The organism is Streptomyces sp. P9-2, assembly GCF_051903975.1.
In the GTDB taxonomy this organism is placed as follows: domain Bacteria; phylum Actinomycetota; class Actinomycetes; order Streptomycetales; family Streptomycetaceae; genus Streptomyces; species Streptomyces cellulosae.
Window position 1 is genome coordinate 6,787,645 of the sequence record NZ_CP192633.1, and the last position, 21,181, is coordinate 6,808,825.

Here is a 21,181-nt window from a genome sequence, read left to right on the forward strand (position 1 = left end):
TCCTCACCACCCCCGAGCCGCCCCCAACAGGCACTCCCGCACCGCCGTCACGTGCGCCCGCGGCACACCTCCCGCCCGCTGCACCAGAAAGCTGGTGTTGATGGGCGGGTCCTCCGGCGAGAACAGCGCGACCAACGCCCCCTCCTCCAGCTCACGTTCACAGAGGTACCGAGGCAGCACCGTCACACCGGACCCCGCCACGACCGACGACCGGACGCCCCGCAGATCCGGGACGACGACAGCGGGCCGTGCCGTGAGCCGCGTGCGGAAGACGTGCCGCCAGTACCGTCGCAGGATCGGCAGGTCCTCCGCGTACGCGACGAGCGGCACGTCCCGCAGCGGACCGGGGTCACGGATGGTGAGGGGCCCGATCCGGCGGGCCCACTCCGGGGCCGCGACGAGGACGAACTCCTCGTCCGTGAGAGGCACAGCGCTCAGAGCCCGACCCCGCGGACGCACCGCGGACAGTACGACATCGAACCGGCCGGCTTGCAGCCCTTCGAGAAGGTCGTCGGCCAGTCCAGTAGTAACGCGTAGCAGCACGCCGTCGGCCGTCAGCGGAGCGAGGGCGGGCAGCGCCAGGACGGAGAGCAGCTCGGCGGGACCCGCCAGGTGAACGGGTTCGGGAGCCACCTCGGCTCCCGGCCGACCGCGCTCCGCGACCGCGGCCAGCGCGTCGAGGGGCGCCGCGATCTCCCCGGCCAGGGAGTCCGCGACCGACGTGGGCGCGACCCCCCTCGGCAGCCGTTCGAAGAGCCGGCGCCCCATCCGCGTTTCCAGCGCCTGGACCTGAGCGCTCACGGTGGGTTGGGAGATGCCCAGATCGCGGGCGGCACCGGTGAGGGAACGGGCTCGGTGGACAGCCAGGAAGGTCCGCAGCAGACCGAGGTCCAGCGGCCCCCCGCCGGGCGACGACGACCCGCCGGGCGACGACGACCCGTCGGACGACAGCCCGCCGGGCTCCGACTCACCGCGCACCGGAGCCGTTTCCGACTCATCGGATTTCCGAGAGCTCATATCGATTTTCCTATTGGTTTTCCGATAGATGCGCGACCTAGTCTCGTGGACGTTCCACCGCCGGTCCACCAGCCGGCCACACCCTTCCCGGGCGCCCCGGGACCTCGAAGGAGCACGTGCGACATGGCAGACATCCTCATGGTGCTGACCGGCACCGACCGTCTGACGACGACCGACGGCACCGTCCACCCCACCGGCTACTGGGCCGAGGAGTTCACGGCGCCCTACCGCGCCTTCGCCGACGCGGGTCACCGGGTCACCGTCGCCACCCCCGGCGGTGTCGTCCCCACCCCTGACCAGGCCAGCCTGCGGCCCGACATGAACGGCGGTGCCGAGGGCGCCGCCGCCGTGAAGGGCGTACTGGACGCCGCCCCCGAGCTCCGGCGCCCCCTCGCCCTCGCCGACGTGGACCCCTCCCGGTACGCCGCCGTCTTCTACGCCGGCGGACACGGCCCCATGCAGGACCTGGCGCAGGACGCCGACTCGGCGCGGCTGCTACGCGGGGTGATGGACGCGGGCACTCCCCTGGGCGTGGTCTGCCACGGTGTCGCGGCCCTGCTCCCGGCCCGGACCCAGGACGGCGGCTGGCTGTTCACCGGCTACCGGCTCACCGCTTTCAGCACGGTCGAGGAGAAGCAGACCGGTCTCGCCGACCGGCTCCCCTGGCTGCTCCAGGAGCGGCTCGAGGAGGCGGGAGCCGACTACTCCGCGGCGGAGCCCTGGACGCCGCACGTGGTCGTCGACCGTAACCTCTACACCGGCCAGAATCCGGCGTCCTCCGCACCGCTGGCCGAGGCCCTGCTCAAGACCATCGGCTGACCTTCTGCCCCAGCTCATGGGGACGCCGTGCTGCGAGGCCCGCCCCCACCTCTCCATCGCCACCGAGGGCCTCGGGCCTCGCCCGCACGGCGTACAGCTGCGCAACCCACCACCGACGCGCCGACCCCACCCCAGGCGCAGCCCGGGCCGTCAGCCAATACGCCTCAAACCGAACCCTCCGGCCCTAGCGGGGCGATTTCAGCGATCAGCCCTTCCACGAGGACCCTGATCTCGTCCCGAATCGGCCGGACGGCCTCCACACCCTGTCCGGCCGGATCGTCGAGCTTCCAGTCGAGGTACCGCTTGCCCGGGAACACGGGGCAGGCGTCCCCACAGCCCATGGTGATGCACACGTCCGACTCACGGACCGCGTCGACGGTGAGGAGCTTCGGCGTCTGAGCGGACATGTCGATGCCGACCTCCGCCATCGCCGCGACGGCGGCCGGATTGACGCGGTCGCCGGGGGCGGAACCGGCGGAGCGGACCTCCACACGGTCGCCGGCCAGGTGCGTCAGCCACGCGGCGGCCATCTGGGAGCGGCCTGCGTTGTGGACGCAGACGAACAGGACGGACGGCTTGTCAGCCATGCTGGACGTTTCTTTCTCGTAAGTCGGACGCCGACGACTTCGGGCAACGCCATACCGGCCGACAGGCCTCGCCCCGCGGCCATGCCACGTCACGCCGCAGCCGAAGACCCCACCAGCAGCCGGCCCATGGCGGCCAGTACGGACGGCTCCACCCGGTAGTAGACCCAGGTCCCGCGCCGCTCAGAGGTGAGCAGCCCGGCCTCCTTGAGCTTCTTCAGGTGATGGGAGACGGTCGGCTGGGACACGCCGACGTCGGAGATGTCGCACACGCAGGCCTCGCCGCCCTTGTGCGAGGCCACGGCGGAGAACAGCCGCAGCCGGACCGGGTCGCCGAGCGCCTTGAACATCCTCGCGGCCGTCTCCGCCTCCAGGGCGGTCATCGGGCGCTCGGTGACCGGCGGGCAGCACGGCGCGTCGACCTGGCCGTCGACGGGGTCGACCAGCGGCAGCACCTTGGCATTCGACATACGTCTATGTTGACACACGTCGAACCAGGCTGGGAGGGCCCGTCAGCCGCCGACCCGACTTCGATGAATGTCTATGTTGACTCTCATCAATACAAGTGTCATGCTGGGGCGTACAAGCCATCGACGGATGTCGAAACACGCAAGGAGTCGCCGTGAACGCGCCCGCCAGTACCGAGCTCCCCGTCGTCGTGATCGGAGCCGGCCCCATCGGTCTGGCCGCCGCCGCGCACCTGCTCGACCGGGGCATCGAGCCGCTCGTCCTCGAAGCAGGGCACACCGCCGGCGCCGCGGTGCGCGAGTGGTCGCACGTACGGCTGTTCTCCACCTGGAGCGAAGTCGTCGACCCCGTCGCCGAGAAGCTCCTCGCCTCCACCGGCTGGACGAAGCCCGACCCGGCGACGTACCCCTCCGGCGGTGACTGGGCCGACCGCTACCTGCAGCCCCTCGCCGACGTCCTCGGCGACCGCGTCCGCTACGACGCCAGGATCACCGGCGTCTCCCGCGCCGGCCGGGACCGCATCGTCGACGCCGACCGCGAGAGCAGGCCGTTCGCCGTGCACGTCACCCACGCCGACGGCCGCGAGGAGCGTGTGTACGCCCGTGCCGTCATCGACGCCTCCGGCACCTGGACCACGCCGTCCCCGGCCGGCGCCGACGGTCTGCCGGCGCTCGGAGAGAAGGCGGCCGCGGACCGCATCGCGTACCGCGTCCCGGACCTCAAAAACCCCGCCGTACGCGCCCGGTACTCGGGCAGGCGCACGGCGGTCATCGGCTCCGGCGCCTCCGCCTTCACCGCCCTCGCCTACCTTGCCGACCTGGCCACCTCCGACGACGGCGCCGGCGCCAAGGCCGTATGGATCCTGCGCCGGGGGATCTCCGGCTCCACCTTCGGCGGGGGAGAGGCCGACCAGCTCCCGGCGCGCGGAGCCCTCGGCCTGGCGGCGAAGGCCGCCGTCGACGAGGGCCACGCGGACGCGGTCACCGGTTTCCGCACGGAGGCGATCGAGCGCGACACCGACGGCCGCCTGATCCTCGTCGGTGAGGACGGCCGTCGCCTGGACCCGGTGGACGAGGTCATCGTCCTGACCGGCTTCCGCCCCGACCTGACCTTCCTCGGCGAACTGCGCCTGAACCTGGACGAGCGCCTCCAGGCCCCCGTCGCCCTGGCCCCGCTGATCGACCCCAACCAGCACTCCTGCGGCACCGTCTACCCGCACGGCCACCGCGAGCTCTCCCACCCCGAGCAAGGCGTCTACCTGGTCGGCATGAAGTCCTACGGCCGCGCCCCCACGTTCCTGGCGATGACCGGCTACGAACAGGTCCGCTCCGTCGCCGCCGCCATCGCCGGCGACATCGAGTCCGCCGACCGCGTAGAACTCACCCTCCCGGAGACCGGAGTCTGCGGCGGAGCAGGCCTGTTCGACGCACCCGACGCCGCCGAGGGCGACGGCGGTTGCTGTGCCCCCGCACCCCAGCTGATCCAGCTCGGCACTTCCGCAGGAACCTCCGAGGCGTCGCGTACCGACGAGACATCCTCGGGCGGCTGCTGCGGCTCCTGACCGAACCCGGCCCAGGGCGTCTCGGCCGACCGGGAAGCACCTCGGACGGCGCCCGTCCGATGGGGACGTACTCGTCGGACAACCCGATGACCGGCCCGAGTCACCGTGCCACTGCGGGCCAACTCGGCCGATCCGCACCGCTACTCCACCTCAGGAGTCATCTCTCGTCGTCCACCCCCGGCCCCTCGTCGTCGACGAACGACCCACGCGACGCCGCCAGCGCCACGCCGGCCGCCGCCTGCCGGGCGAGCAGCGGATCGGCCCCGCCCCGCAGCAACAGGACCTGTTGATACACCGGCGCCGTCGCGGCGACGATCACCCGCCGCGCACAGGTCCCCTCAGGAACCTCGCCCCGCGCCACGGCCCGCTCCACCACCACGGCGCACCGCGCGTACCGCTCCTCCCAGAACCGCTGCAACGCCTCGGCCGCCTGCGACGAGCGGAATGAAGCGACGATCAGCGCGGCGGTCACCGGCTCACCGGTGAGCCCGTCCTCCACCTCACCGTTGACGGCCACCAGATCACCCTCGAGGGTGCCGGTGTCGGGCGGCTGCCAGCCGTCGTCGCCGGCGGCGTCGAGAACATCGGCCAGCAGGCCTCCCACGTCGCGCCAGCGTCGGTACACGGTGGTCCGGTGCACGGCAGCCCGCTCGGCCACCGCATCCACACTCAGCGCATCGAAGCCCCGCTCCACCAGCAACTCGCGGGCGGCCTCCAGCACTTGTGCCCGGATCCGGGCATTGCGCCCACCCGGCCGCCGTGCGACCCCCGCCGTCCCGGATATTGCGCTTGCTGCGCGCCCTGCCGTCATGACACGATCCTAATGCAACTGTTGTCGCATTAGGGATGTGAAGGATGCTCCTCCCGGACGCTCACCCGACCCCTCGGCCCACCACGGCCGCCCGTCACCCGAACGTCCAGGAGAACCCACGTGCCCACGCAGATCTCCGTCCGCTCCGTCTCGAAGTCGTACAACGGCCGCCTCGTCCTCGACGCGGTCACCTGCACCCTCACCACAGGTGAACGCACGGGCATCGTCGGAGAGAACGGCTCCGGCAAAACGACCCTGCTCCGCCTCCTCGCCGGTACGGAACAACCCGACAGCGGCACCCTCACCGTCCACGCGGACGGCGGCATCGGCCACCTCCCCCAGGACGGGACCCTGCCCGCCCACCACACCGTCCAGCAGGCCGTCGACGACGCGCTGAGCGACCTGCGCACGATGCAGACACGCATGCGCCACCTCGAAACCGTCATGGCCGACGACGCAGGGCACGACGCCCAGGTGATGACCGAGTACGGCGACCTCCTGACCGCGTTCGAACTACGCGGCGGCTACGAGGCCGACGCCCGCGTCGAACGCGCCCTGCACGGACTGGGCCTGGCCCACCTGCCCCGCGACCGCGCCATCGGCGACCTCTCCGGCGGCGAACAGGTCCGCCTCCGCCTGGCCGCCCTCCTCGCCGCATCCCCCGAGGTCCTGCTCCTGGACGAGCCGACCAACCACCTCGACGACCACGCCCTGACCTGGCTCGAGAACCACCTGCGCACCCGCCCCGGCACCACCGTCGCCGTCTCCCACGACCGCGCCTTCCTCGACCGCGTCGCGACCACCCTCCTGGAAGTGGACGGCGACCGCCGTACGGTCACCCGCTACGGCAACGGCTACACCGGCTATCTCGCCGAGAAGGCAGCCGCCCGCCGCCGCTGGGAGCAGGAGCACGCCCGCTGGGAGACAGAAGTGGCCGCACAGCGCGAAGCGGCCGCGGTCACCGCCCGCCGCGTCGCCCCGGGCCGGGCCATGAAGGACGGCAACAAGATGGCCTACGACCGCGCCGGCGGCCGCGTCCAGCAATCGGTCGCCGGCCGTATCCGCAACGCCGAAGAACGCCTGCGCCGCCTGCTCGCCGAACCGGTCCCGAAACCCCCCGAGCCACTGAGCTTCACACTCACGCCCTCCTCCGAAGGCGGCCGCCTGCAAGGCACCGTCCTGGAAGCAGCGGGTGTCGCCGTCACCGGCCGCCTCGCCCCCACCGACCTCACCGTCAAAGCGGGCGAGCGCCTGCTGATCACGGGCCCGAACGGCACTGGCAAGAGCACCCTGCTCACCGTCCTGGCCGGTCAACTCGCCCCCGACACCGGTCACATCACCCGCCGCGGACGCATCGGCCACCTCCCGCAGGAACCCGCCCCCGGCAGACCGGGGGAGACGGTCCTCCATGCCTTCGCCCGCGGCCTGCCCGGCCACCCGGACGACCACACGGAAGCCCTCCTGGCCCTCGGCCTGTTCACCGCGGACCGCCTCACCGCCCGGGTCGCCGACCTGTCCACGGGCCAGCGCCAACGCCTCGCCCTGGCACGCCTGTTGAGCCGCCCCAGCGACATCCTCCTGCTGGACGAGCCCACCAACCACCTGTCCCCGTCCTTGATCGAGGACCTGGAACAAGCCCTCACCGACTACCCGGGCACGATCCTCCTGGTCTCCCACGACCGCCGCCTGCGCACCCACTGGACAGGCACCCACCTCCCCCTCCCCTGAGGCAAGGCGGCCACAGCCCGGAGGCCTACGCACCGCGCGGAGTCACCAGACCCGACTCATAGGCGAACACCACGAGTTGGGCCCGGTCGCGGGCGTGCAGCTTGGCCATCGCCCGGTTGATGTGTGTCTTCGCGGTGGCCGGGCTGATGACCAGGCGGCGGGCGATCTCGTCGTTGGACAGACCGTGTGCGGCCAGGGCAACCGTCTCACGTTCCCGGTCGGTCAGTTCGTCCAGCCGGCCGCCGGTGAGCGCAGGGGACGGCTGGGAGACGTACCGGTCGATGAGTCTGCGGGTGACGGCGGGGGCGAGCAGCGCGTCACCGCGGGCGGTGACGCGTACGGAGTGCAGGAAGTCCTCCGGCAGGATGTCCTTGACCAGGAAACCCGCGGCGCCGGCGCGCAGCGCGTCGAAGACGTACTCGTCCATGCCGTAGTTGGTCAGCATGACGACGTGCACGCCTGCCAGTTCGGGGTCGGCGGCGATACGGCGGGTCGCTTCGATGCCGTCCATGACCGGCATCTGGATGTCGACGAGGGCGACGTCGGGCAGAAACTCCTTGACGAGCGCCAGGCACTCCTCGCCGTCGGCCGCCTGGGCCACCACCTCGATGTCGTCCTCGAGGTCGAGCAGCGCGCGGAAGCCGCTGCGGATGAGCGGCTGGTCGTCGACGAGAAGGACTCGGATCACGAGGCTCCGTTCGTGGGCAGTTCGGCCTGGACGGTGAAGCCGCCGGTCTGGCGTGGCTGGGTGCACAGGCGGCCGCCCAGCGCCGCGACGCGTTCGCGCATGCCGAGCAGCCCGTGTCCCGGCGTCGGCGGCGACTGCACGGTGGCCTTTCCGTCGTCGTCGACGCGGACGGCGAGTGCGTCCGGCCGGTAGCCGACGAGCACGGAGGCGCTGGTGGCCGCGGCGTGCCGGGCGACGTTGGTGAGCGATTCCTGAACGATCCGGTAGGCGGTACGGCTTACCGCGGCCGGTACGGGGTGAGGCTGCCCCGTGATCGTGAGGGTGGTCTCCAGGCCGGTGCCCCGGAACCGTTCCACCAGGCCGGGGATGTGGTCGAGGCCGTGCGGCGGGGCGGTGTCGTCGTCGCGCAGCGCCTCCAGGGTCGCCCGCAGTTCCCGGCTCGCCTCCCGGCCGGCTTCCTGGATCGCGAGCAGGGCCTCCGGCACCGGCTCGCCGCGGCGCATGCACGGCGACCTCGGACTACACCTTGACGACCGAGATCTGATGGGTGAGGGAGTCGTGCAGTTCCCGTGCGATGCGCAGCCGTTCCTCGTCGGCCCGACGGCGCGCGGTCTCCTCACGGGTCCGCTCGGCCTCGTCCGCGCGCCGCTCGGCCTGCCGTACGGCTTCTCCGGCGGCGAACGCGGCGATCAACCAGGCGAGCTCAAGCGTGTGCCGGGCCTGCGCCAAGGCCTCGCCCACGCCGCCCTTATGGAAGACCAGCGCCGTGAGGTGCAGCACGGCCACCAGCGCCACCGACACAACCAGCGTGATCTTGCGGTGTCCGGCGCGCACCGCGCCGTAGACCGCGACCAGGTAGGAAACGGCGAGCGCGTCGAACCCGGCTGCCAGACAGCCCACCGCGCACACGCCGGTGACGGCCAGCACGCCGAGCGGCGCCCGCCGGTACGCGGCCAGTGCCAGCCCGCCGGCCACCAGCAGCACGGAGCCGAGCACCCCGAGCCCTCCGGACGGGTGGGGCCCGGACAGGCCGGTGCCCAGCATCAGCGCCGCCACGCCCAGGGCGGTCGCCCACGGGGTGACTCCGGCCGGGACAGCGAACCGTCCTTTGTCCATGGGTGCACCGTAACCGGACGCGGTGGACGGCGAATCCCGCTCTTGGAGGAGCCTGGGGCTACCGCGTATGCGGTAGCCGAACGCCGGCTGCCGCCACCGCGGTATCCGGGTACGGCCCCGGCGGCACCCGGGAATACCCGCATCTGCCGGACGACCGGCCGGGGGGAGGGCGCGCATCCTGGCGGCAGAGACACCGGGCGTCGGGAAACGCCGACGACGAAGGAAGAGGAGGGGAGCGGCATGAGCGCTCCAGCAGCACTGATGGCGACCGCCGAGGGCGGGATCATCGGTGACGGGAGGACAGGGGCGTACCTGGCGCTGGCGGCGGGTGCGCTCGGCCTGGCCCTCGCCTGGCTGGCCACGAGTCGCGCCGGCCACCGGATCAGCACTGGCAACCCGCGCACCGGGGGGATGGCGGCGATGGCGACGGGAGCGATCGGGACGGTTCTCGCGGTGCTGCACGCGGCCACCGCCGACGGCGGCCCCGGCACGGGCAACGGGCTCGTCGGCGCCGTCGTGGCCGTCCCGCTGGGACTGGGCGCCGTACTCCTCGGCCGCAGGGCCCTGACCCGTTCGACCGCGCGGACGACCCCGCCGGCCGGATGAGCGTCGGCAGGAGCAGCACCTGCGGGGCGTGAGCCACCGCGCGGGAATGCTGTCACCTCTGGGTGAGCCCGTACGCATCTGGCGGACCTCGGCACCCGCCCGCCCCATGCCTCCCCCTACGATGGGGCTCGTGACTGCGAGCAGCCGTTCCAGCAGCCGCCCGGCCGGGCGGCTGTTCGTGCTGCTGGTCCTGGCGGTGCTGGCGGGTGTCCTGGGCATGCACGGCCTGGCCCCCGGCGGGCTGCCGACGCCGCAGCGGACAGTGGCGGTCCACGCCATGACGCCGACGGCGTCGACAGCTGCTGACGGTGTGCCGTACGCGGACGCGGGCTGCACCCATACCGACGGACTGCCGGGCCACCTCGACCACGCCGACGGCGCCTGCGTGGCGGCAGGCACGGTTACGGCGTACACGCCGCCGGCGCTGACCGGCGCGCTGCTCGACGAGCCCGCGACGCTGTCGCTCACCTCGGCGGCCACCGGCTCGCCCCATGACGGACGGGCCCCGCCCGACCTGTCCGAACTGCAACTCCTCCGGATATAGAGCGGCCCGCCCGGCACCCCCTGGTGCCGAGCTCACGCACGTTCTCACATCCGTACCACCGCACGCCCCTACCGGCGTGCGTGAAGGAGTTGCACCACATGAACCGCAAGCGTTCCCTCGTCCGCCGTACCGCCGTGGTCGCCGCCTCAGGCGTGGCGGCACTCGTCCTGGCCGCCTGCGGCGGCAGCGGCGACGACACCGGCGCGGCCGGTCACGGCGGCCACCAGGCCACCGACGCCGCGTCCTCTGCGCCGGCCTCCCAGGGGCAGCACAATGCGGCCGACGTAAGCTTCGCCAAGGGGATGATCCCCCACCACCGTCAGGCTGTGGAGATGGCCGACCTCGCGCCTGACAGGGCCCGGTCGGCCGAGGTGAAGAAGCTCGCAGCCGAGATCGAGAAGGCGCAGGCGCCGGAGATCGAGAAGCTGTCGGGCTGGCTGACCTCCTGGGGCGAGACCGTGCCGGCCGAAGGCGCTATGGAGCACTCCATGCACGGCGGCGGCATGGAGGGCATGATGAGCGCCGAGGAGATGACGGCGCTCGAGAACGCCTCGGGCGAAGCGTTCGACACCTCCTTCATGGAGATGATGATCAAGCACCACGAGGGCGCGGTCGAGATGGCGAAGACCGAACAGTCCGACGGCGCGCACGCCCCGGCCCGGAAGATGGCCGCAGACATCATCGCCTCGCAGAGCGCGGAGATCGAGCAGATGAAGAAGCTGCTCGGCGAGAAGTGACGCGCGGCGGCGGTTGAGCTGGTGGGAGCGGGCACCGTGGGTGCCCGCTCCTGCCGCAGTAACCGCGCCGGCTGCCGAAGGTGTCCTCGAGTTGCCTGCTGGAGAGAAAAGTGAAGCGCGGCGCGCCTGGGCTGGTTGAACCTTCGTCCACTTGTGCTTTCACGGGGCATGCTGTCGCCGTGTGTGGGTCCGGCGTCCTGCGTCGGCGACACGCGCGAGCCGTGAAGTAGCGGCACCTTGGGTAGGCACGTGGCGTGCACTGGGCTGGCACGGTGAAAAATGGAACTGTGTCCGACGGAACCCGGAAGATGCGCGCCTGGTAGGCCTCGGTCGTGAGTGTTCTGTTGTCCGGCCTGGTGGGTGATGGTTTCGCCGTTGCCGGCTGCGACCGCCGTGACCGCTCCTTGCACTCGCGCGGTCAGCCTGTCCGACGAGGTGATCGATCCGACGTCGTACGAGTACGTCCCGTATGCCGCGGCCAATACGAGTAGTTGCTACCTGGGCCGGGGTATGAGCGGCTCGGCCGTCACGGCCCTGCAGAAGGACCTCATCTCCTGTTACGGATACAAGCCGGCCACGGACGGCGTCTACGGGGAACTCACCGAGTCCGCAGTGGTCGCCGTCCAGAAGAGGGTGGGTGTGAAGGCCGACGGTGACTACGGCTCCAGCACGCGGGACGCGATGAAGTGGGCGAACTGCAGTTTGCCGACCGTGACCCGCATCAGCTGCACCTGGCGTCCGGTCGGAGTCCGCACGGTGCCGGGTGACCGCCACCGTGCAACCCGCCGGCCCGAGAGGGACCGAACTCACCCTCCTGTCTCCGGGCAACGCCTGTCGCGGCGTTGCCCCGACCGCACGCCGCGCGGCGAGCCGGCCGACGCCGGCCACTGACCGCTTGTGCAGCACGGCCTGACCTCGTGCCGCACAGCCCCCCAGTCCTGCCTCCTCGTAACGCAATGGGGGACGCTGACGATGCTGCTCCGTGCATCGACTCAGGGTTGGCACGGGCAATTGTGATGCCGTCGCCCGCTTCCCGGGACCCGCCCCGCTCCCGGCCGGCCACGGCTCACGGCCCAGGCTTCTCCGGGCCACGGACCGCCCAGATGCGGGTGACGCGCCCGTCCGCGAGGTCGCACGAGGCCCGGTGACGGCGACGCCTGCGCCGGGACACCCTCCCCGGCGCTCCCAGTTGCTCGTGGCGGAGTGGCGGGCGGGGTGCTACGGCACGGACAGGCGCAGGGCCACCAGCGCCGTGTCGTCGTCGTTGTCGGCGGTCAGCATTCCGGCGAGCAATTCGTCGCAGAAGGGTGCCAGTGGGCGCCGGGCCGCGGTTGAGGCGTGGCGGCGCAGCCGGTCCAGTCCGTCGGTGAGGTCTTCGTTCCGGCGTTCGACCAGCCCGTCGGTGTACAGCAGCAGCGTGGAACCGGGGGGCAAAGGGTGGACGGCAGTGCTGTGGCGGGTGTCGGGGAGCAGGCCGAGCATCGGGGAGCGGCCCTCGTTGAGGAAGTGTGCTGTGCCGTCCGCCTCGACGAGCAGCGGCGGGGGGTGTCCTGCCACGGAGTAGTGGAGCTGCAAGCGGCCTGGCGTCGGGCGTTCGATCCGGGCCAGGACGCAGGTGGCGGTGCACTCGAGGTACAGGGTCTGTATGGATGTGTCCAGGCGTCGCAGGATGTCGCCGGTGGGTTCCTCACGGTCGAGGGTGAGTCCGCGCAGCATGTTGCGCAACTGGCCCATGGTGACCGCGGCGGGCAGGTCGTGACCTGCGACGTCACCGACGGTGAGGACGGTGGCGCCGTCGCGCAGCACGAAAGAGTCGTACCAGTCGCCGCCGACTTCGGCGGCCGAGTTGCTGGGCCGATAGCGGACGGCGATGTCGAGGCCGGGGACGTCCGGCGGCTCGGTGAGCAGGCTGTGCTGGAGGGCGAGCGCCACCTGCCGGGTTCGCTGGTACTCCAGGGCGTTGCTCAACGGGGTGTGGGCCCGTTCCAGGAGTGTCTGCAGCAGACTGATCTCCGGTTGACCGAGGGACGGGCGGTCGCCGCTGACGCAGGCGACGACCAGGGCAGCGGTGGTGCCGTCGACGACGACCGGAAGCAGGACGACGCTGTTGGCGTCGGGCGCCAGCCAGGGTTCGGAGCCCGGCGGGGCGATATCGGGCGGCGGGGAGCCGGGCGGGAAGACGGCGTGGACCGGGCGGCGCAGGTCGGCGGCGCGGACGAGGGCGCTGTCCGGGCCCAGATGCTCGGTGTGGTGCGGGGGTGGGACGGCAGGGCCCTGGCGGGTCACGGCGGCGACGCGTTCGGCGGTCAGGGCGGTCCCCGGCGTGCGGTGCAGGGCCTGGGGAAGCAGGTAGGAGGTGCAGCTGTCGGCCAGCTCGGGCACGATCACCGCGGTGAGGGCGGCAAGCATCTCGTCCGGCCGGGCGGTGTCCGCAGTCACGGCGGTTGCCCGGGCCAGCAGCCTCTCCCGGCGGGCATCCTGCCACTCCTGCTCGACGTCCCGGCACGTGCCGATCCACTCGATCACCGTGTCCCCGTCGCGGACCGGCGCGGCGTCGACCGCGAAGTGCCGGTATCCGCCCGTGGCCAGCCGCAACCGGTAAGTGTGGGTGAAACGCGGCTGCACCTCCCGCAGGGCGCGGCTCCACCGCTCGATGACGGAGGCGCGGTCGTCGGGATGGACCGCGTCGATCCATCCGTCGTCGCGGAACTCCTGCCAGGTCTGCCCGGTGACCCGTTGCCAGCCCGGGCTCGGCTCGGTCACACCGCCTTCCGGGCCCGTCACCCACACCATCTCGGACCCGGCGCGCACCAGGCTCCGGTAGCGCAGCAGTGCGCGGCGTCGCTCCTCGGACAGGACACGGATCCGCCGTGCGGCAGTCACCTGCTCAGTCGTTTCCACGATCACGCCCAGCACGCCACGACTCCCGTCACTCACCGTGGCCCGGGAGACGCTGAACGTGAAGTAGCGTGTCTCCTCCTGCGGCGAGTCCGCGAAGTCGAGGTCGATGGGAACGGCCGTGAGCACCTCGGCCTCACCGGTGGCGAGAACCCGGTCGAAGATGTCGAAATAGCCGGACTGCGCGAGGTCGGGAAAGGCGCGCCGGAGGGGCCGGCCCAGCGGACGATCACCGAAAATCCTCCGGTAGACGGCGTTGGTGTACGCGAGCCGGTGCTCCGGCCCTCGGGTGAACACCACACCGATCGGAGCGGGATCGAACATCTCCAGCCTCATACGGGCCTCCACCTGCCCCTGTTCGGGAAGTGAACGTGGGCGACGAATTCCCAGTGCCCCTCGTCCAGGGACCGACGCTCACCCTCCCTCGTTCGGCTTGTCGACGGCCGGCGTCATCTGCGCGACGCTGACCAGGTCGCCTCCTCGGCGGCACGTCGGCCGAGGTGTTCCGGTGGCCGTGCGACAGCGCCGTCGAGGGCGTGCTGGGCGGTATGCACACGGGGCCGGAGGTCGTTGCGGTGACGTACCGGCTCCCCGGCGGGGCCGTTGGACATCGGCCGCCCGGGCGAAGACGGGGCCCGCGACTCTCACTCCCGGCGGCGGCAGTCTCCGGCTCGGCCGGTCAGTGCGGACCGTGATGCCCTTGATCCCGGTCGACGTCCGGTGACTGGGGGCGCGGCCAGTCACGTGCCAAGCGCAGCAGTTCCGGATCGTCCAGGGCTGCCACCCAGGCGTCGGCGTGCCCCGTGTTCGCCTGGTCAGACAGCGGGCCCACGCCGAGGACCCGCAGGCCGGCATGCCACGCCGACTCGATGCCGGTGAGGGAGTCCTCGACGGCCAGCGCTGTTTCCGGCCGGACTCCGCACAGACGTGCCGCCGTGGTGTAGACATCCGGCCACGGCTTGGGCCGCACCGCCGGCCCGTGATCGCCGTCCGTCCCGAGTGCGGTCTGACCATCGTCCGGCGGCACCGTAGGCACGACGACGTGGCGGAAGTGGTGGCGCAGCGCTGCGCGGCCGAGGCTCTCCTCCACCACTTCCAGCGGGCAGTTGCTGGCCACGGCCAGCGGCAGCCGCCCGGAGAGGAGGCGCACCATCTCACCGGCACCCGGCATGGTCAGCGGGTCCTCCGCCACGAGGCTCATGAAGTGTGCGAGGAGTGCCGTGGTCAGGTCCGCGGCCAGCTCGGGCTTGTTCGTCTCCTCGGCCATCAGGCGGCCGCAGTCGACGTAGTGCACACCTTTGGCGCGATCGGCGAAGCCCGGGGGAGGCATCAGGCCGAACTCACGGAAGGCGCGGTTGCGTGCGTCCTGCCAATGCCGTTCGGTGTCCATCAGCGTGCCGTCGCAGTCGAAGACGACTGCCTCGGGCGACCAGTCCGACAGGGTTCGGAGTGGCGGTGTCATGAGGCCTCCTGAGGGAGAGGGCTGGAGCGGGAGCACGAGTCGCGCGACTGCGCGGTGAGGCGGCGGACCCCGTGACGAACGGAGCACGGAGATGGCCGGCGCCCTTCGGAGCACACCGGCAAGGACGACTCGCATTTCGGTGCATCAGTCGCAAAGAGAAAACATTGCAACGATTACGATATTTAGCATCCGGAAAACGGCGCAATCACCGTTTCGAGTACTCGCCTCGCAGGTGATCAGGGTGTAAGCGGTTGCCCGGCCCGCCGCCTCCAAGCCTCTGGTGCAGCGTCATCCCCACTGTGAACAAGGCGAGTTGCGAGGTCCGTAAGCGGCGAGGAGCCACGCCCCCGCTTGCGGTGAAAGGGGAAGCCGGCGAACCAGGTGCGGCACCCTGAAGCCAATTTCCACTCTTGGGTGTTCAGATTCGAAAGAAATGCCGCAATCCCGCGTGTGGCTGACGGTTCATTGCTCCGGGCGTACGCGGGCGCACTACATTGTGGGCCGTTCACTACGGAGCCGAACGAGGTGCGCAAGATCTTGCAGGAACGGGCCAGAGCAACCCGCAGATCACTCCTGGAGGCAGCCGCCTGCCTCTTCGCCCAGCAGGGTTACGCGGGCACGAGCGTCAACGACATAAGCGCCCGGTCGGGACGAACCAGCGGATCCGTCTACTTCCACTACGCCAGCAAGGAAGGCATCGCCCAGGCGGTCGTCCGGGAAGGCTTCGCGACCTGGCCGAGCCTCGTCCACCGGTACGACGACCCGAGCGTGCCACCCCTGGAACGCCTCGTCGCATTGAGCTACGACATCGCCCGCGCTCTCGCGGAGGACTCCGTGACACGCGCGGGTGCCCGCCTGTGGGCCGAGCGCCACACCATCAACGTAGAGCTCCCTGACCCCTTCGTCCTCTGGACGACCGCGGTCACACGCCTGCTCGCGCAGGCCCGAGCAGGGGGATGCCTGGCCGCCGGTGTCCGCCCGGCTGCCACTGCCCGCACCCTGGTCCGCGCCTTCTACGGGTTCTGCACCCTCACGGAGGCGCTGGAAGGGTCCCACGCGCTCACCGTCCGCCTCTCCGAATGGTGGCAGCTCACCCTGCCCGCCCTCCAACAGGACCCGCGAGCCGGCCAGGCCCCGACGCGGCCCGCAGCAGCCTCGCCGCCCACCGACAACTGCCCGCCCCCTCACGCGCTGTCCCTGGGAGCGCCCGCTACCGGAGAGCGGAAGCGGACCGCACGCACTTCGGAACGCGCGACGAACTGTCCGGAACGGCAGTGACAGCGCTGAACGTATGGTTCCAGCGCTGTCACGGAGACATCAGCTTTGGCCAGGGACGGTCCGCGGTCCGGGATCGCGGCCGGCTCCTCCCACTCGTCGATCTTCAGGTTGACGACCTCATCATGCTGGTGGGGAGAAACCTGTGCGCCTCTTCCTCGTCGAACGTGGCGGCGCGGACGTTGCCAGTTGTCTTGTTGCTGCTGCCGAACGACCTACGACACCAGCGATCTCGTCAAACGGGACGCCGAACACATCGTGCTGCGCTGGCAGGACATCACTCACGGCTCACCAGGCTGGGCGGTGCACCAGCGCGGGGGCGAAACGAAGGGACCGGACGGCTGGGTGGTGCGGCAGGTTTTCACCGAGAACCCCCAGTACCCCGTCGACTACGCGGTCGGCAACACTTCGTGGCCACGCATGACCGCTCCCCGTTCGTCACCCGTCCGTACATCCAGCGGCGGGGGCATCGACCGGTACGAAACGCTCGACGCGCTGGTCTGGACGACGGAACGCCCGGGCCGGGACCGGATGACGCAGACCGTCGGGCCGCACGAGGTGCCCGAGCTGCTCGACAACGTCTTCGGGATCCGCACGGACCCTGGGAAAGCCCGACTGCTGGAGACCCGGCTGAGGGAGCTGGACTCCGCCCAGCACCGCCCCGGACCCACACCTAAAGCGGACCTGATCGGTCGCCCAGTCACCTGCCCGCTATCGCCGGCACAGAGCCCCTGCCGGCGTCGCTCGTGACGAGCCGGGCCGCCTCCGCCTCCGCTTCCAGCAGATGGCCGGCCGCACGGTACCGGTCCGGACACCTTCCGCCGGGTTGCCGAGGCCGCTCTGGGAAAGATTCGTTCGAAGACGGACAGCGGCAGCCGGCCTCGGCGGTGCGTTCAGGGTTCCGGTGACGTGCACCGGGCGAGTGCCCGCCCCCGGCCGGCGATCTCGGCGGGGCGGTAGGTGTTGGCTGCGCTGCCGGTCCTCAGAGTGTTTGCCAGAGGCGGGCCAGTGCCGATGTGGTGAGGACCTGGTCAGGATGCCCCTGTCCGGCGAGGCGGCCGTCCTGGAGCAGGAGGCAGGCGTCCGCCGTGCGTGCGACCGTCAGGTCGTGTGTGGCCTGGACGACCGTCACCCCGTCGGCGACGAGTGCCGTCACCAGTGCCCCGATCCGCTCCCTCGCTTCAGGATCCAGACCTGTGGTCGGCTCATCGAGGAGCAGAAGGTCCGACTCCTGTGCCAATCCTTGCGCAAGGAGCGCGCGTTGACGCTGCCCACCCGACAGTTCGCCCAGCTGACGTGAGGCGAGGTCCCGGATCTCGAGCCGGTCGAGCGCCGCGTCCACGGCCGCGTGGTCCTGGCGGGTCAGCCGACGCCACGGGCCGCGGTCACCCCAGCGCCCCATTTCCACGGTCTGCCGGACGGTGAGCGGCAGGGCGTCACCGACGGCTCCGCGTTGCGGTACGAACGCGGGCGGCCGGTATCCAATGCGGCGGAGATCACCGGATGTCGGATGGATCACACCGGCGAGCACGCCGAGCAGGGTCGACTTGCCGCTGCCGTTCGGCCCCACGAGCACAGTGTTGGCCAACTCCGGTATCTCCGCGCTGATTTCACGAAGCACCGGGCGACCTGGGTAACCGGCGCACAACCCGGAGAAGGAGAGGTGGGCGGTCCGCCCGGAGGGCAAGGAGCGTGAGGGGCGCGCTTTAGTGAACATGATTTTCATTGTAGTATCCCTCGCATGGAATGGCTGACGGCCCCTTTCGAAGTGAGCTTTGTGCAACGAGCCCTGTGGGGCGGGGTATTGGTGTCCGCGATTTGCGCGTCGGCGGGCACCTGGGTGGTGCTGAGGGGCATGGCCTTCCTCGGTGACGCCATGTCCCACGGGTTGCTGCCGGGCGTCGCGCTGGCCGCGCTGCTCGGCGGGAACCTGATGGTGGGGGCCGTGGCCAGCGCCGTCGTCATGACGGCCGGCGTCACCGCGCTCGGCCGCACACCGAGGCTGTCCCAGGACACCGGCATCGGGCTGCTGTTCGTGGGGATGCTCTCGCTTGGCGTGATCATCGTCTCGCGCTCGCAGTCCTTCGCGGTCGACCTGACCGGCTTTCTCTTCGGTGACGTGCTCGCCGTCCGGCAGCAGGACCTCCTCGTTCTCGCCGCGGCGTTGCTCGCGGCGCTGGTGGTATCGGTCCTCGGCCACCGAGCCTTCCTGGCCCTGGCGTTCGACGAGCGCAAGGCGCACACCCTGGGTCTGCGGCCGCGCCTGGCCCACGCCGTGCTGCTCGGCCTTCTCGGTCTGGCGATCGTGGCCTCGTTCCACATAGTCGGAACACTGCTCGTCCTCGGGCTGCTCATCGCACCGTCGGCGGCCGCTCTGCCCTGGGCCCGCAGCGTGCGCGGAGTCATGGCGCTCGCCGCCCTGCTCGGCGCCACCGCCACGTTCGGCGGGCTGCTTCTGTCCTGGCACTTGAGCACCGCCGCCGGCGCGACCGTCGCGGCGCTCGCGGTGAGCCTGTTCTTCCTCTCCCACATGGTGTCCGGCCTGCGTGACCGCCGTGCGCGCCACACCCCCGCCCCGGCCCCCGTACTCAAGTCGACTGAAAGAAGTCAGAGGCGATCGCCATGACCGTACGCAGAAACGTCTCCCCGTGGGCATCGACCGCGCTGGTGCTCACCGCGCTGCTCACCACGAGTTGTGGAGGCGCGGGCAGCAACACCGCATCTCGCGGAGCGAGTTCCCCGTCCGCCGTCCCGCACGGACACGTCGAGGGAGCCCGGGAGGCCGCCGAGCAGCAGTCCCGGCTCCTCCTCAACGACCCCGTCGGCGGCGACACCAGGATCCTCGACCTCGTCACCGGCCAGGTGCACACGACGGCACAGGTGAAGGACACCGTTCGGCTGGGAACCGACGGCAGGTTCGGTTACCTCCACACACCCGGAGGCACGCACGTCCTCGACAGCGGTGTCTGGATGGTGGACCACGGGGACCACGTCCACTACTACAGCGCGGCGACACGGGACGTGGGCGAGCTTCCCGCAGGAAGCCGCGCCCAGGTGCGCAGCGACGCCGCCGTGACCGCGGTGACCGACGAGGGCGGGCGCGCCCTCCTGTACGACCGCAGCGAACTGGAGCAGGGGAAGATCACATCTCCCGTGACGCTGCCGGGCACCCACATCGGCGCCGTCGTCCCGTACGAGGAGCACCTGCTCGCCTTCAGGAACAGGAGCGGCACCGCCGAACTCGTCGTCCTCGACCGCAGGGGAAAGCGCGTCGCCTCACCGGGCGTGACGTGCGCGGAGCCCCGAGGGGACGCTGTGACCAGGCGCGGCGTGATTTTCGGCTGCGCCGACGGCGCCCTGCTCGTCCGCGCACACAACGGTGCCTTCACCGCCGAGGTGATCCCGTACGGCACACATGCCCCCGCGACGGAACGGGCCACCGCCTTCCGTCATCGGCCCGGCAGCGACACGCTCACCGCCGCGGCCGGAGACGACGCCGTCTGGGTCCTCGACGTCGCCGAACGGACCTGGACGCGGGTGGACACCGGACCGGTCGTCGCGGTCAACACCGCCGGAGAGGGGTCCCCGTTGCTCGTCTTGGAGACCGACGGCTCGCTGCACGGCTACGACATCGCAACCGGAGAACAGACGGCGCGAACCAAGTCGCTGCTGACAGGAGGGACATGGGCCCGTACCGACGGCAGCGCCCCCGTCATCGAAGTGGACCGCAGCCGCGCCTACGTCAACGACCCTGAAAGCAAGAAGGTGTTCGAGATCGACTACAACGACGGCCTGCGCATCGCGCGCTCCTTCGACCTGGACATCAGGCCCGTTCTCATGGCGGAGACCGGACGATGAGCCGCACCGGCGCGAAGCAGCACGTACGGGTGGGCATCGCCCGCCTGCGCCACCTGATCGCGGGACTTCTCGCCCTCGTGACAGCCGCTACCACCACCGCCTGCACCACCGGCGGCGACCGGCCCGACATCGTCGTCACCACCAACATCCTCGGCGACGTCACCCGGGAGATCGTCGGTGGTGAAGCCGACGTCACCGTCCTGATGAAGCCCAACGCCGACCCGCACTCCTTCGGTCTGTCGGCGGTGCAGGCCGCCGAGCTGGAACGCGCCGACCTGATTGTCCACAACGGTCTGGGGCTCGAGGAGAACGTACTGCGGCATGTGGACGCCGCCCGCGAGTCCGGCGTCGCCACCTTCGCCGCCGGCGAGGTGGCCGGCCCGCTCACCTTCCACACCGCCGGCGACGCCGGCCCCGAGGGCGATGCAGGACAGCCCGATCCGCACTTCTGGACCGACCCCGACCGGATGCGCAAGGTCACCGCCCTGCTCGCCGACCAGGTCGTCGAACACGTCGACGGCGTCGACGCCGACACCGTGCGCGCCAACGCCGACCGCTATGCGAAGCAACTCACCGAGCTCACAGCCTGGATGGAGAGGTCGTTCGGCCGCGTCCCCGCGGACCGGAGGGCCCTCGTCACCAACCACCACGTCTTCGGCTACCTCGCCGACCGCTTCGGCCTCCGCGTGATCGGCGCGGTCATCCCGAGCGGCACCACGCTGGCCTCACCCAGCTCCTCCGACCTGCGCTCCCTCACCGAGGCAGTGGACAGGGCAGGCGTACGCACCGTCTTCGCCGACTCCTCCCAGCCCCAGCGCCTCGCCGAGGTACTGCGGAGGGAGCTGGGCGGCGGGGTTCGCGTCGTCCAGTTGTACTCGGAGTCCTTGACCGCCAAGGGCGGGGGCGCCGACACCTACCTGCGGATGATGCGCGCCAACACCACCGCCATGGTCACCGGCCTGACCGGCCGCTGACCCCTCCGAGCCGGCACGTCACCCCTCCATGCCGC

The 21,181-nt window shown here is 71.1% G+C and carries 20 protein-coding genes and 1 pseudogene; 12 read left to right on the forward strand and 9 right to left on the reverse strand.

The window, feature by feature from the left end; all coding sequences use genetic code 11:
• Positions 1–3: 3 nt before the first annotated feature.
• Positions 4–978 (reverse strand): LysR family transcriptional regulator, encoded by a 975-nt coding sequence (locus ACQY0Z_RS30785; RefSeq protein WP_439813165.1) that lies wholly within the window; start codon positions 976–978, stop codon positions 4–6.
• A 162-nt stretch (positions 979–1,140) separates the two neighbouring features.
• On the opposite strand from ACQY0Z_RS30785, the gene ACQY0Z_RS30790 reads away from it, so the two are divergent.
• A complete protein-coding gene (locus ACQY0Z_RS30790; protein WP_019523813.1) occupies positions 1,141–1,836 on the forward strand; it encodes a type 1 glutamine amidotransferase domain-containing protein in 696 nt (231 codons plus the stop codon).
• Between the two features lie 164 nt (positions 1,837–2,000).
• Here ACQY0Z_RS30790 and ACQY0Z_RS30795 read toward each other — a convergent pair whose 3' ends face one another.
• Together ACQY0Z_RS30795 and ACQY0Z_RS30800 are read right to left on the reverse strand one after the other, a co-directional pair.
• The gene (locus ACQY0Z_RS30795) at positions 2,001–2,423 is read right to left on the reverse strand and encodes an arsenate reductase ArsC (RefSeq protein WP_028960437.1); all 423 of its coding nucleotides are present in this window, start codon (positions 2,421–2,423) and stop codon (positions 2,001–2,003) included.
• A gap of 89 nt (positions 2,424–2,512) precedes the next feature.
• On the reverse strand, positions 2,513–2,890 hold the full coding sequence (locus tag ACQY0Z_RS30800) for an ArsR/SmtB family transcription factor (RefSeq protein ID WP_439813166.1): 378 nt from the start codon (positions 2,888–2,890) through the stop codon (positions 2,513–2,515).
• Between the two features lie 152 nt (positions 2,891–3,042).
• On the opposite strand from ACQY0Z_RS30800, the gene ACQY0Z_RS30805 reads away from it, so the two are divergent.
• Positions 3,043–4,449: an NAD(P)-binding domain-containing protein gene (locus ACQY0Z_RS30805; protein WP_439813167.1), complete on the forward strand. Its 1,407-nt coding sequence runs from the start codon at positions 3,043–3,045 to the stop codon at positions 4,447–4,449.
• A 157-nt stretch (positions 4,450–4,606) separates the two neighbouring features.
• Here the strand turns inward: ACQY0Z_RS30805 and ACQY0Z_RS30810 are convergent, their stop codons facing one another.
• Entirely contained in the window at positions 4,607–5,260 is a 654-nt protein-coding gene (locus ACQY0Z_RS30810) for a TetR/AcrR family transcriptional regulator (protein WP_439813168.1), read from the reverse strand.
• 120 nt (positions 5,261–5,380) lie between these two features.
• Here ACQY0Z_RS30810 and abc-f point away from each other — a divergent pair, with 120 nt between their 5' ends.
• The gene (gene abc-f / locus ACQY0Z_RS30815) at positions 5,381–6,988 is read left to right on the forward strand and encodes a ribosomal protection-like ABC-F family protein (protein WP_439813169.1); all 1,608 of its coding nucleotides are present in this window, start codon (positions 5,381–5,383) and stop codon (positions 6,986–6,988) included.
• A 25-nt stretch (positions 6,989–7,013) separates the two neighbouring features.
• Here abc-f and ACQY0Z_RS30820 read toward each other — a convergent pair whose 3' ends face one another.
• Positions 7,014–7,676, reverse strand: a complete 663-nt coding sequence (locus tag ACQY0Z_RS30820; RefSeq protein WP_439813170.1) for a response regulator — start codon at positions 7,674–7,676, stop codon at positions 7,014–7,016.
• Positions 7,673–8,792, reverse strand: a pseudogene (locus tag ACQY0Z_RS30825) (sensor histidine kinase). The gene ACQY0Z_RS30820 and the pseudogene ACQY0Z_RS30825 overlap by 4 nt, the downstream one beginning before the upstream one ends.
• Before the next feature lie 240 nt (positions 8,793–9,032).
• Here ACQY0Z_RS30825 and ACQY0Z_RS30830 point away from each other — a divergent pair.
• The 4 genes from ACQY0Z_RS30830 to ACQY0Z_RS30845 all read left to right on the forward strand — a co-directional run bounded on the left by ACQY0Z_RS30830 (position 9,033) and on the right by ACQY0Z_RS30845 (position 11,570).
• Positions 9,033–9,398 (forward strand): DUF6223 family protein, encoded by a 366-nt coding sequence (locus ACQY0Z_RS30830; RefSeq protein ID WP_347224656.1) that lies wholly within the window; start codon positions 9,033–9,035, stop codon positions 9,396–9,398.
• A 130-nt stretch (positions 9,399–9,528) separates the two neighbouring features.
• On the forward strand, positions 9,529–9,942 hold the full coding sequence (locus ACQY0Z_RS30835) for a DUF6153 family protein (protein WP_026243678.1): 414 nt from the start codon (positions 9,529–9,531) through the stop codon (positions 9,940–9,942).
• 98 nt (positions 9,943–10,040) lie between these two features.
• Complete coding sequence (locus ACQY0Z_RS30840; protein ID WP_347224655.1) at positions 10,041–10,679, forward strand: DUF305 domain-containing protein; 639 nt, start codon at positions 10,041–10,043, stop codon at positions 10,677–10,679.
• A gap of 435 nt (positions 10,680–11,114) precedes the next feature.
• A complete protein-coding gene (locus ACQY0Z_RS30845; protein WP_158693601.1) occupies positions 11,115–11,570 on the forward strand; it encodes a peptidoglycan-binding domain-containing protein in 456 nt (151 codons plus the stop codon).
• 327 nt (positions 11,571–11,897) lie between these two features.
• Here the strand turns inward: ACQY0Z_RS30845 and ACQY0Z_RS30850 are convergent, their stop codons facing one another.
• Both ACQY0Z_RS30850 and ACQY0Z_RS30855 read right to left on the reverse strand, forming a co-directional pair.
• Positions 11,898–13,913: a SpoIIE family protein phosphatase gene (locus ACQY0Z_RS30850; RefSeq protein ID WP_439813171.1), complete on the reverse strand. Its 2,016-nt coding sequence runs from the start codon at positions 13,911–13,913 to the stop codon at positions 11,898–11,900.
• Positions 13,914–14,256: 343 nt separating this feature from the next.
• A complete protein-coding gene (locus ACQY0Z_RS30855; RefSeq protein ID WP_019523826.1) occupies positions 14,257–15,039 on the reverse strand; it encodes an HAD family hydrolase in 783 nt (260 codons plus the stop codon).
• Between the two features lie 525 nt (positions 15,040–15,564).
• Here ACQY0Z_RS30855 and ACQY0Z_RS30860 point away from each other — a divergent pair.
• Together ACQY0Z_RS30860 and ACQY0Z_RS30865 are read left to right on the forward strand one after the other, a co-directional pair.
• Positions 15,565–16,317, forward strand: coding sequence for a ScbR family autoregulator-binding transcription factor (locus tag ACQY0Z_RS30860; RefSeq protein ID WP_019523827.1), 753 nt, complete (start codon positions 15,565–15,567; stop codon positions 16,315–16,317).
• A 255-nt stretch (positions 16,318–16,572) separates the two neighbouring features.
• Positions 16,573–17,064: a hypothetical protein gene (locus ACQY0Z_RS30865; protein ID WP_439813172.1), complete on the forward strand. Its 492-nt coding sequence runs from the start codon at positions 16,573–16,575 to the stop codon at positions 17,062–17,064.
• A 232-nt stretch (positions 17,065–17,296) separates the two neighbouring features.
• Here ACQY0Z_RS30865 and aztA read toward each other — a convergent pair whose 3' ends face one another.
• Complete coding sequence (aztA, locus tag ACQY0Z_RS30870) at positions 17,297–18,040, reverse strand: zinc ABC transporter ATP-binding protein AztA (protein WP_439813173.1); 744 nt, start codon at positions 18,038–18,040, stop codon at positions 17,297–17,299.
• Positions 18,041–18,055: 15 nt separating this feature from the next.
• Between aztA and aztB the strand changes: the two genes are divergently transcribed.
• Genes aztB through aztC form a run of 3 tightly spaced genes read left to right on the forward strand, consistent with a single transcriptional unit; the run spans position 18,056 to position 21,146 of the window.
• The gene (gene aztB / locus ACQY0Z_RS30875; RefSeq protein ID WP_028960443.1) at positions 18,056–18,940 is read left to right on the forward strand and encodes a zinc ABC transporter permease AztB; all 885 of its coding nucleotides are present in this window, start codon (positions 18,056–18,058) and stop codon (positions 18,938–18,940) included.
• On the forward strand, positions 18,937–20,172 hold the full coding sequence (locus ACQY0Z_RS30880; RefSeq protein WP_028960444.1) for a hypothetical protein: 1,236 nt from the start codon (positions 18,937–18,939) through the stop codon (positions 20,170–20,172). The genes aztB and ACQY0Z_RS30880 overlap by 4 nt, the downstream gene beginning before the upstream one ends.
• Positions 20,169–21,146, forward strand: a complete 978-nt coding sequence (aztC, locus tag ACQY0Z_RS30885) for a zinc ABC transporter substrate-binding protein AztC (RefSeq protein WP_028960445.1) — start codon at positions 20,169–20,171, stop codon at positions 21,144–21,146. Before ACQY0Z_RS30880 ends, aztC begins: the two co-directional genes overlap by 4 nt.
• Positions 21,147–21,181 lie beyond the last annotated feature (35 nt).

Coding starts and splice junctions, on each gene's coding strand:
- ACQY0Z_RS30800 (WP_439813166.1), bottom strand. CDS start 2,890: ATGTCGAATGCCAAGGTGCTGCCGCTGGTCGACCCCGTCGACGGCCAG.
- ACQY0Z_RS30810 (WP_439813168.1), bottom strand. CDS start 5,260: ATGACGGCAGGGCGCGCAGCAAGCGCAATATCCGGGACGGCGGGGGTC.
- ACQY0Z_RS30790 (WP_019523813.1), top strand. CDS start 1,141: ATGGCAGACATCCTCATGGTGCTGACCGGCACCGACCGTCTGACGACG.
- aztA (WP_439813173.1), bottom strand. CDS start 18,040: ATGAAAATCATGTTCACTAAAGCGCGCCCCTCACGCTCCTTGCCCTCC.
- ACQY0Z_RS30830 (WP_347224656.1), top strand. CDS start 9,033: ATGAGCGCTCCAGCAGCACTGATGGCGACCGCCGAGGGCGGGATCATC.
- ACQY0Z_RS30850 (WP_439813171.1), bottom strand. CDS start 13,913: ATGAGGCTGGAGATGTTCGATCCCGCTCCGATCGGTGTGGTGTTCACC.
- ACQY0Z_RS30795 (WP_028960437.1), bottom strand. CDS start 2,423: ATGGCTGACAAGCCGTCCGTCCTGTTCGTCTGCGTCCACAACGCAGGC.
- ACQY0Z_RS30880 (WP_028960444.1), top strand. CDS start 18,937: ATGACCGTACGCAGAAACGTCTCCCCGTGGGCATCGACCGCGCTGGTG.
- ACQY0Z_RS30855 (WP_019523826.1), bottom strand. CDS start 15,039: ATGACACCGCCACTCCGAACCCTGTCGGACTGGTCGCCCGAGGCAGTC.
- aztB (WP_028960443.1), top strand. CDS start 18,056: ATGGAATGGCTGACGGCCCCTTTCGAAGTGAGCTTTGTGCAACGAGCC.
- aztC (WP_028960445.1), top strand. CDS start 20,169: ATGAGCCGCACCGGCGCGAAGCAGCACGTACGGGTGGGCATCGCCCGC.
- ACQY0Z_RS30840 (WP_347224655.1), top strand. CDS start 10,041: ATGAACCGCAAGCGTTCCCTCGTCCGCCGTACCGCCGTGGTCGCCGCC.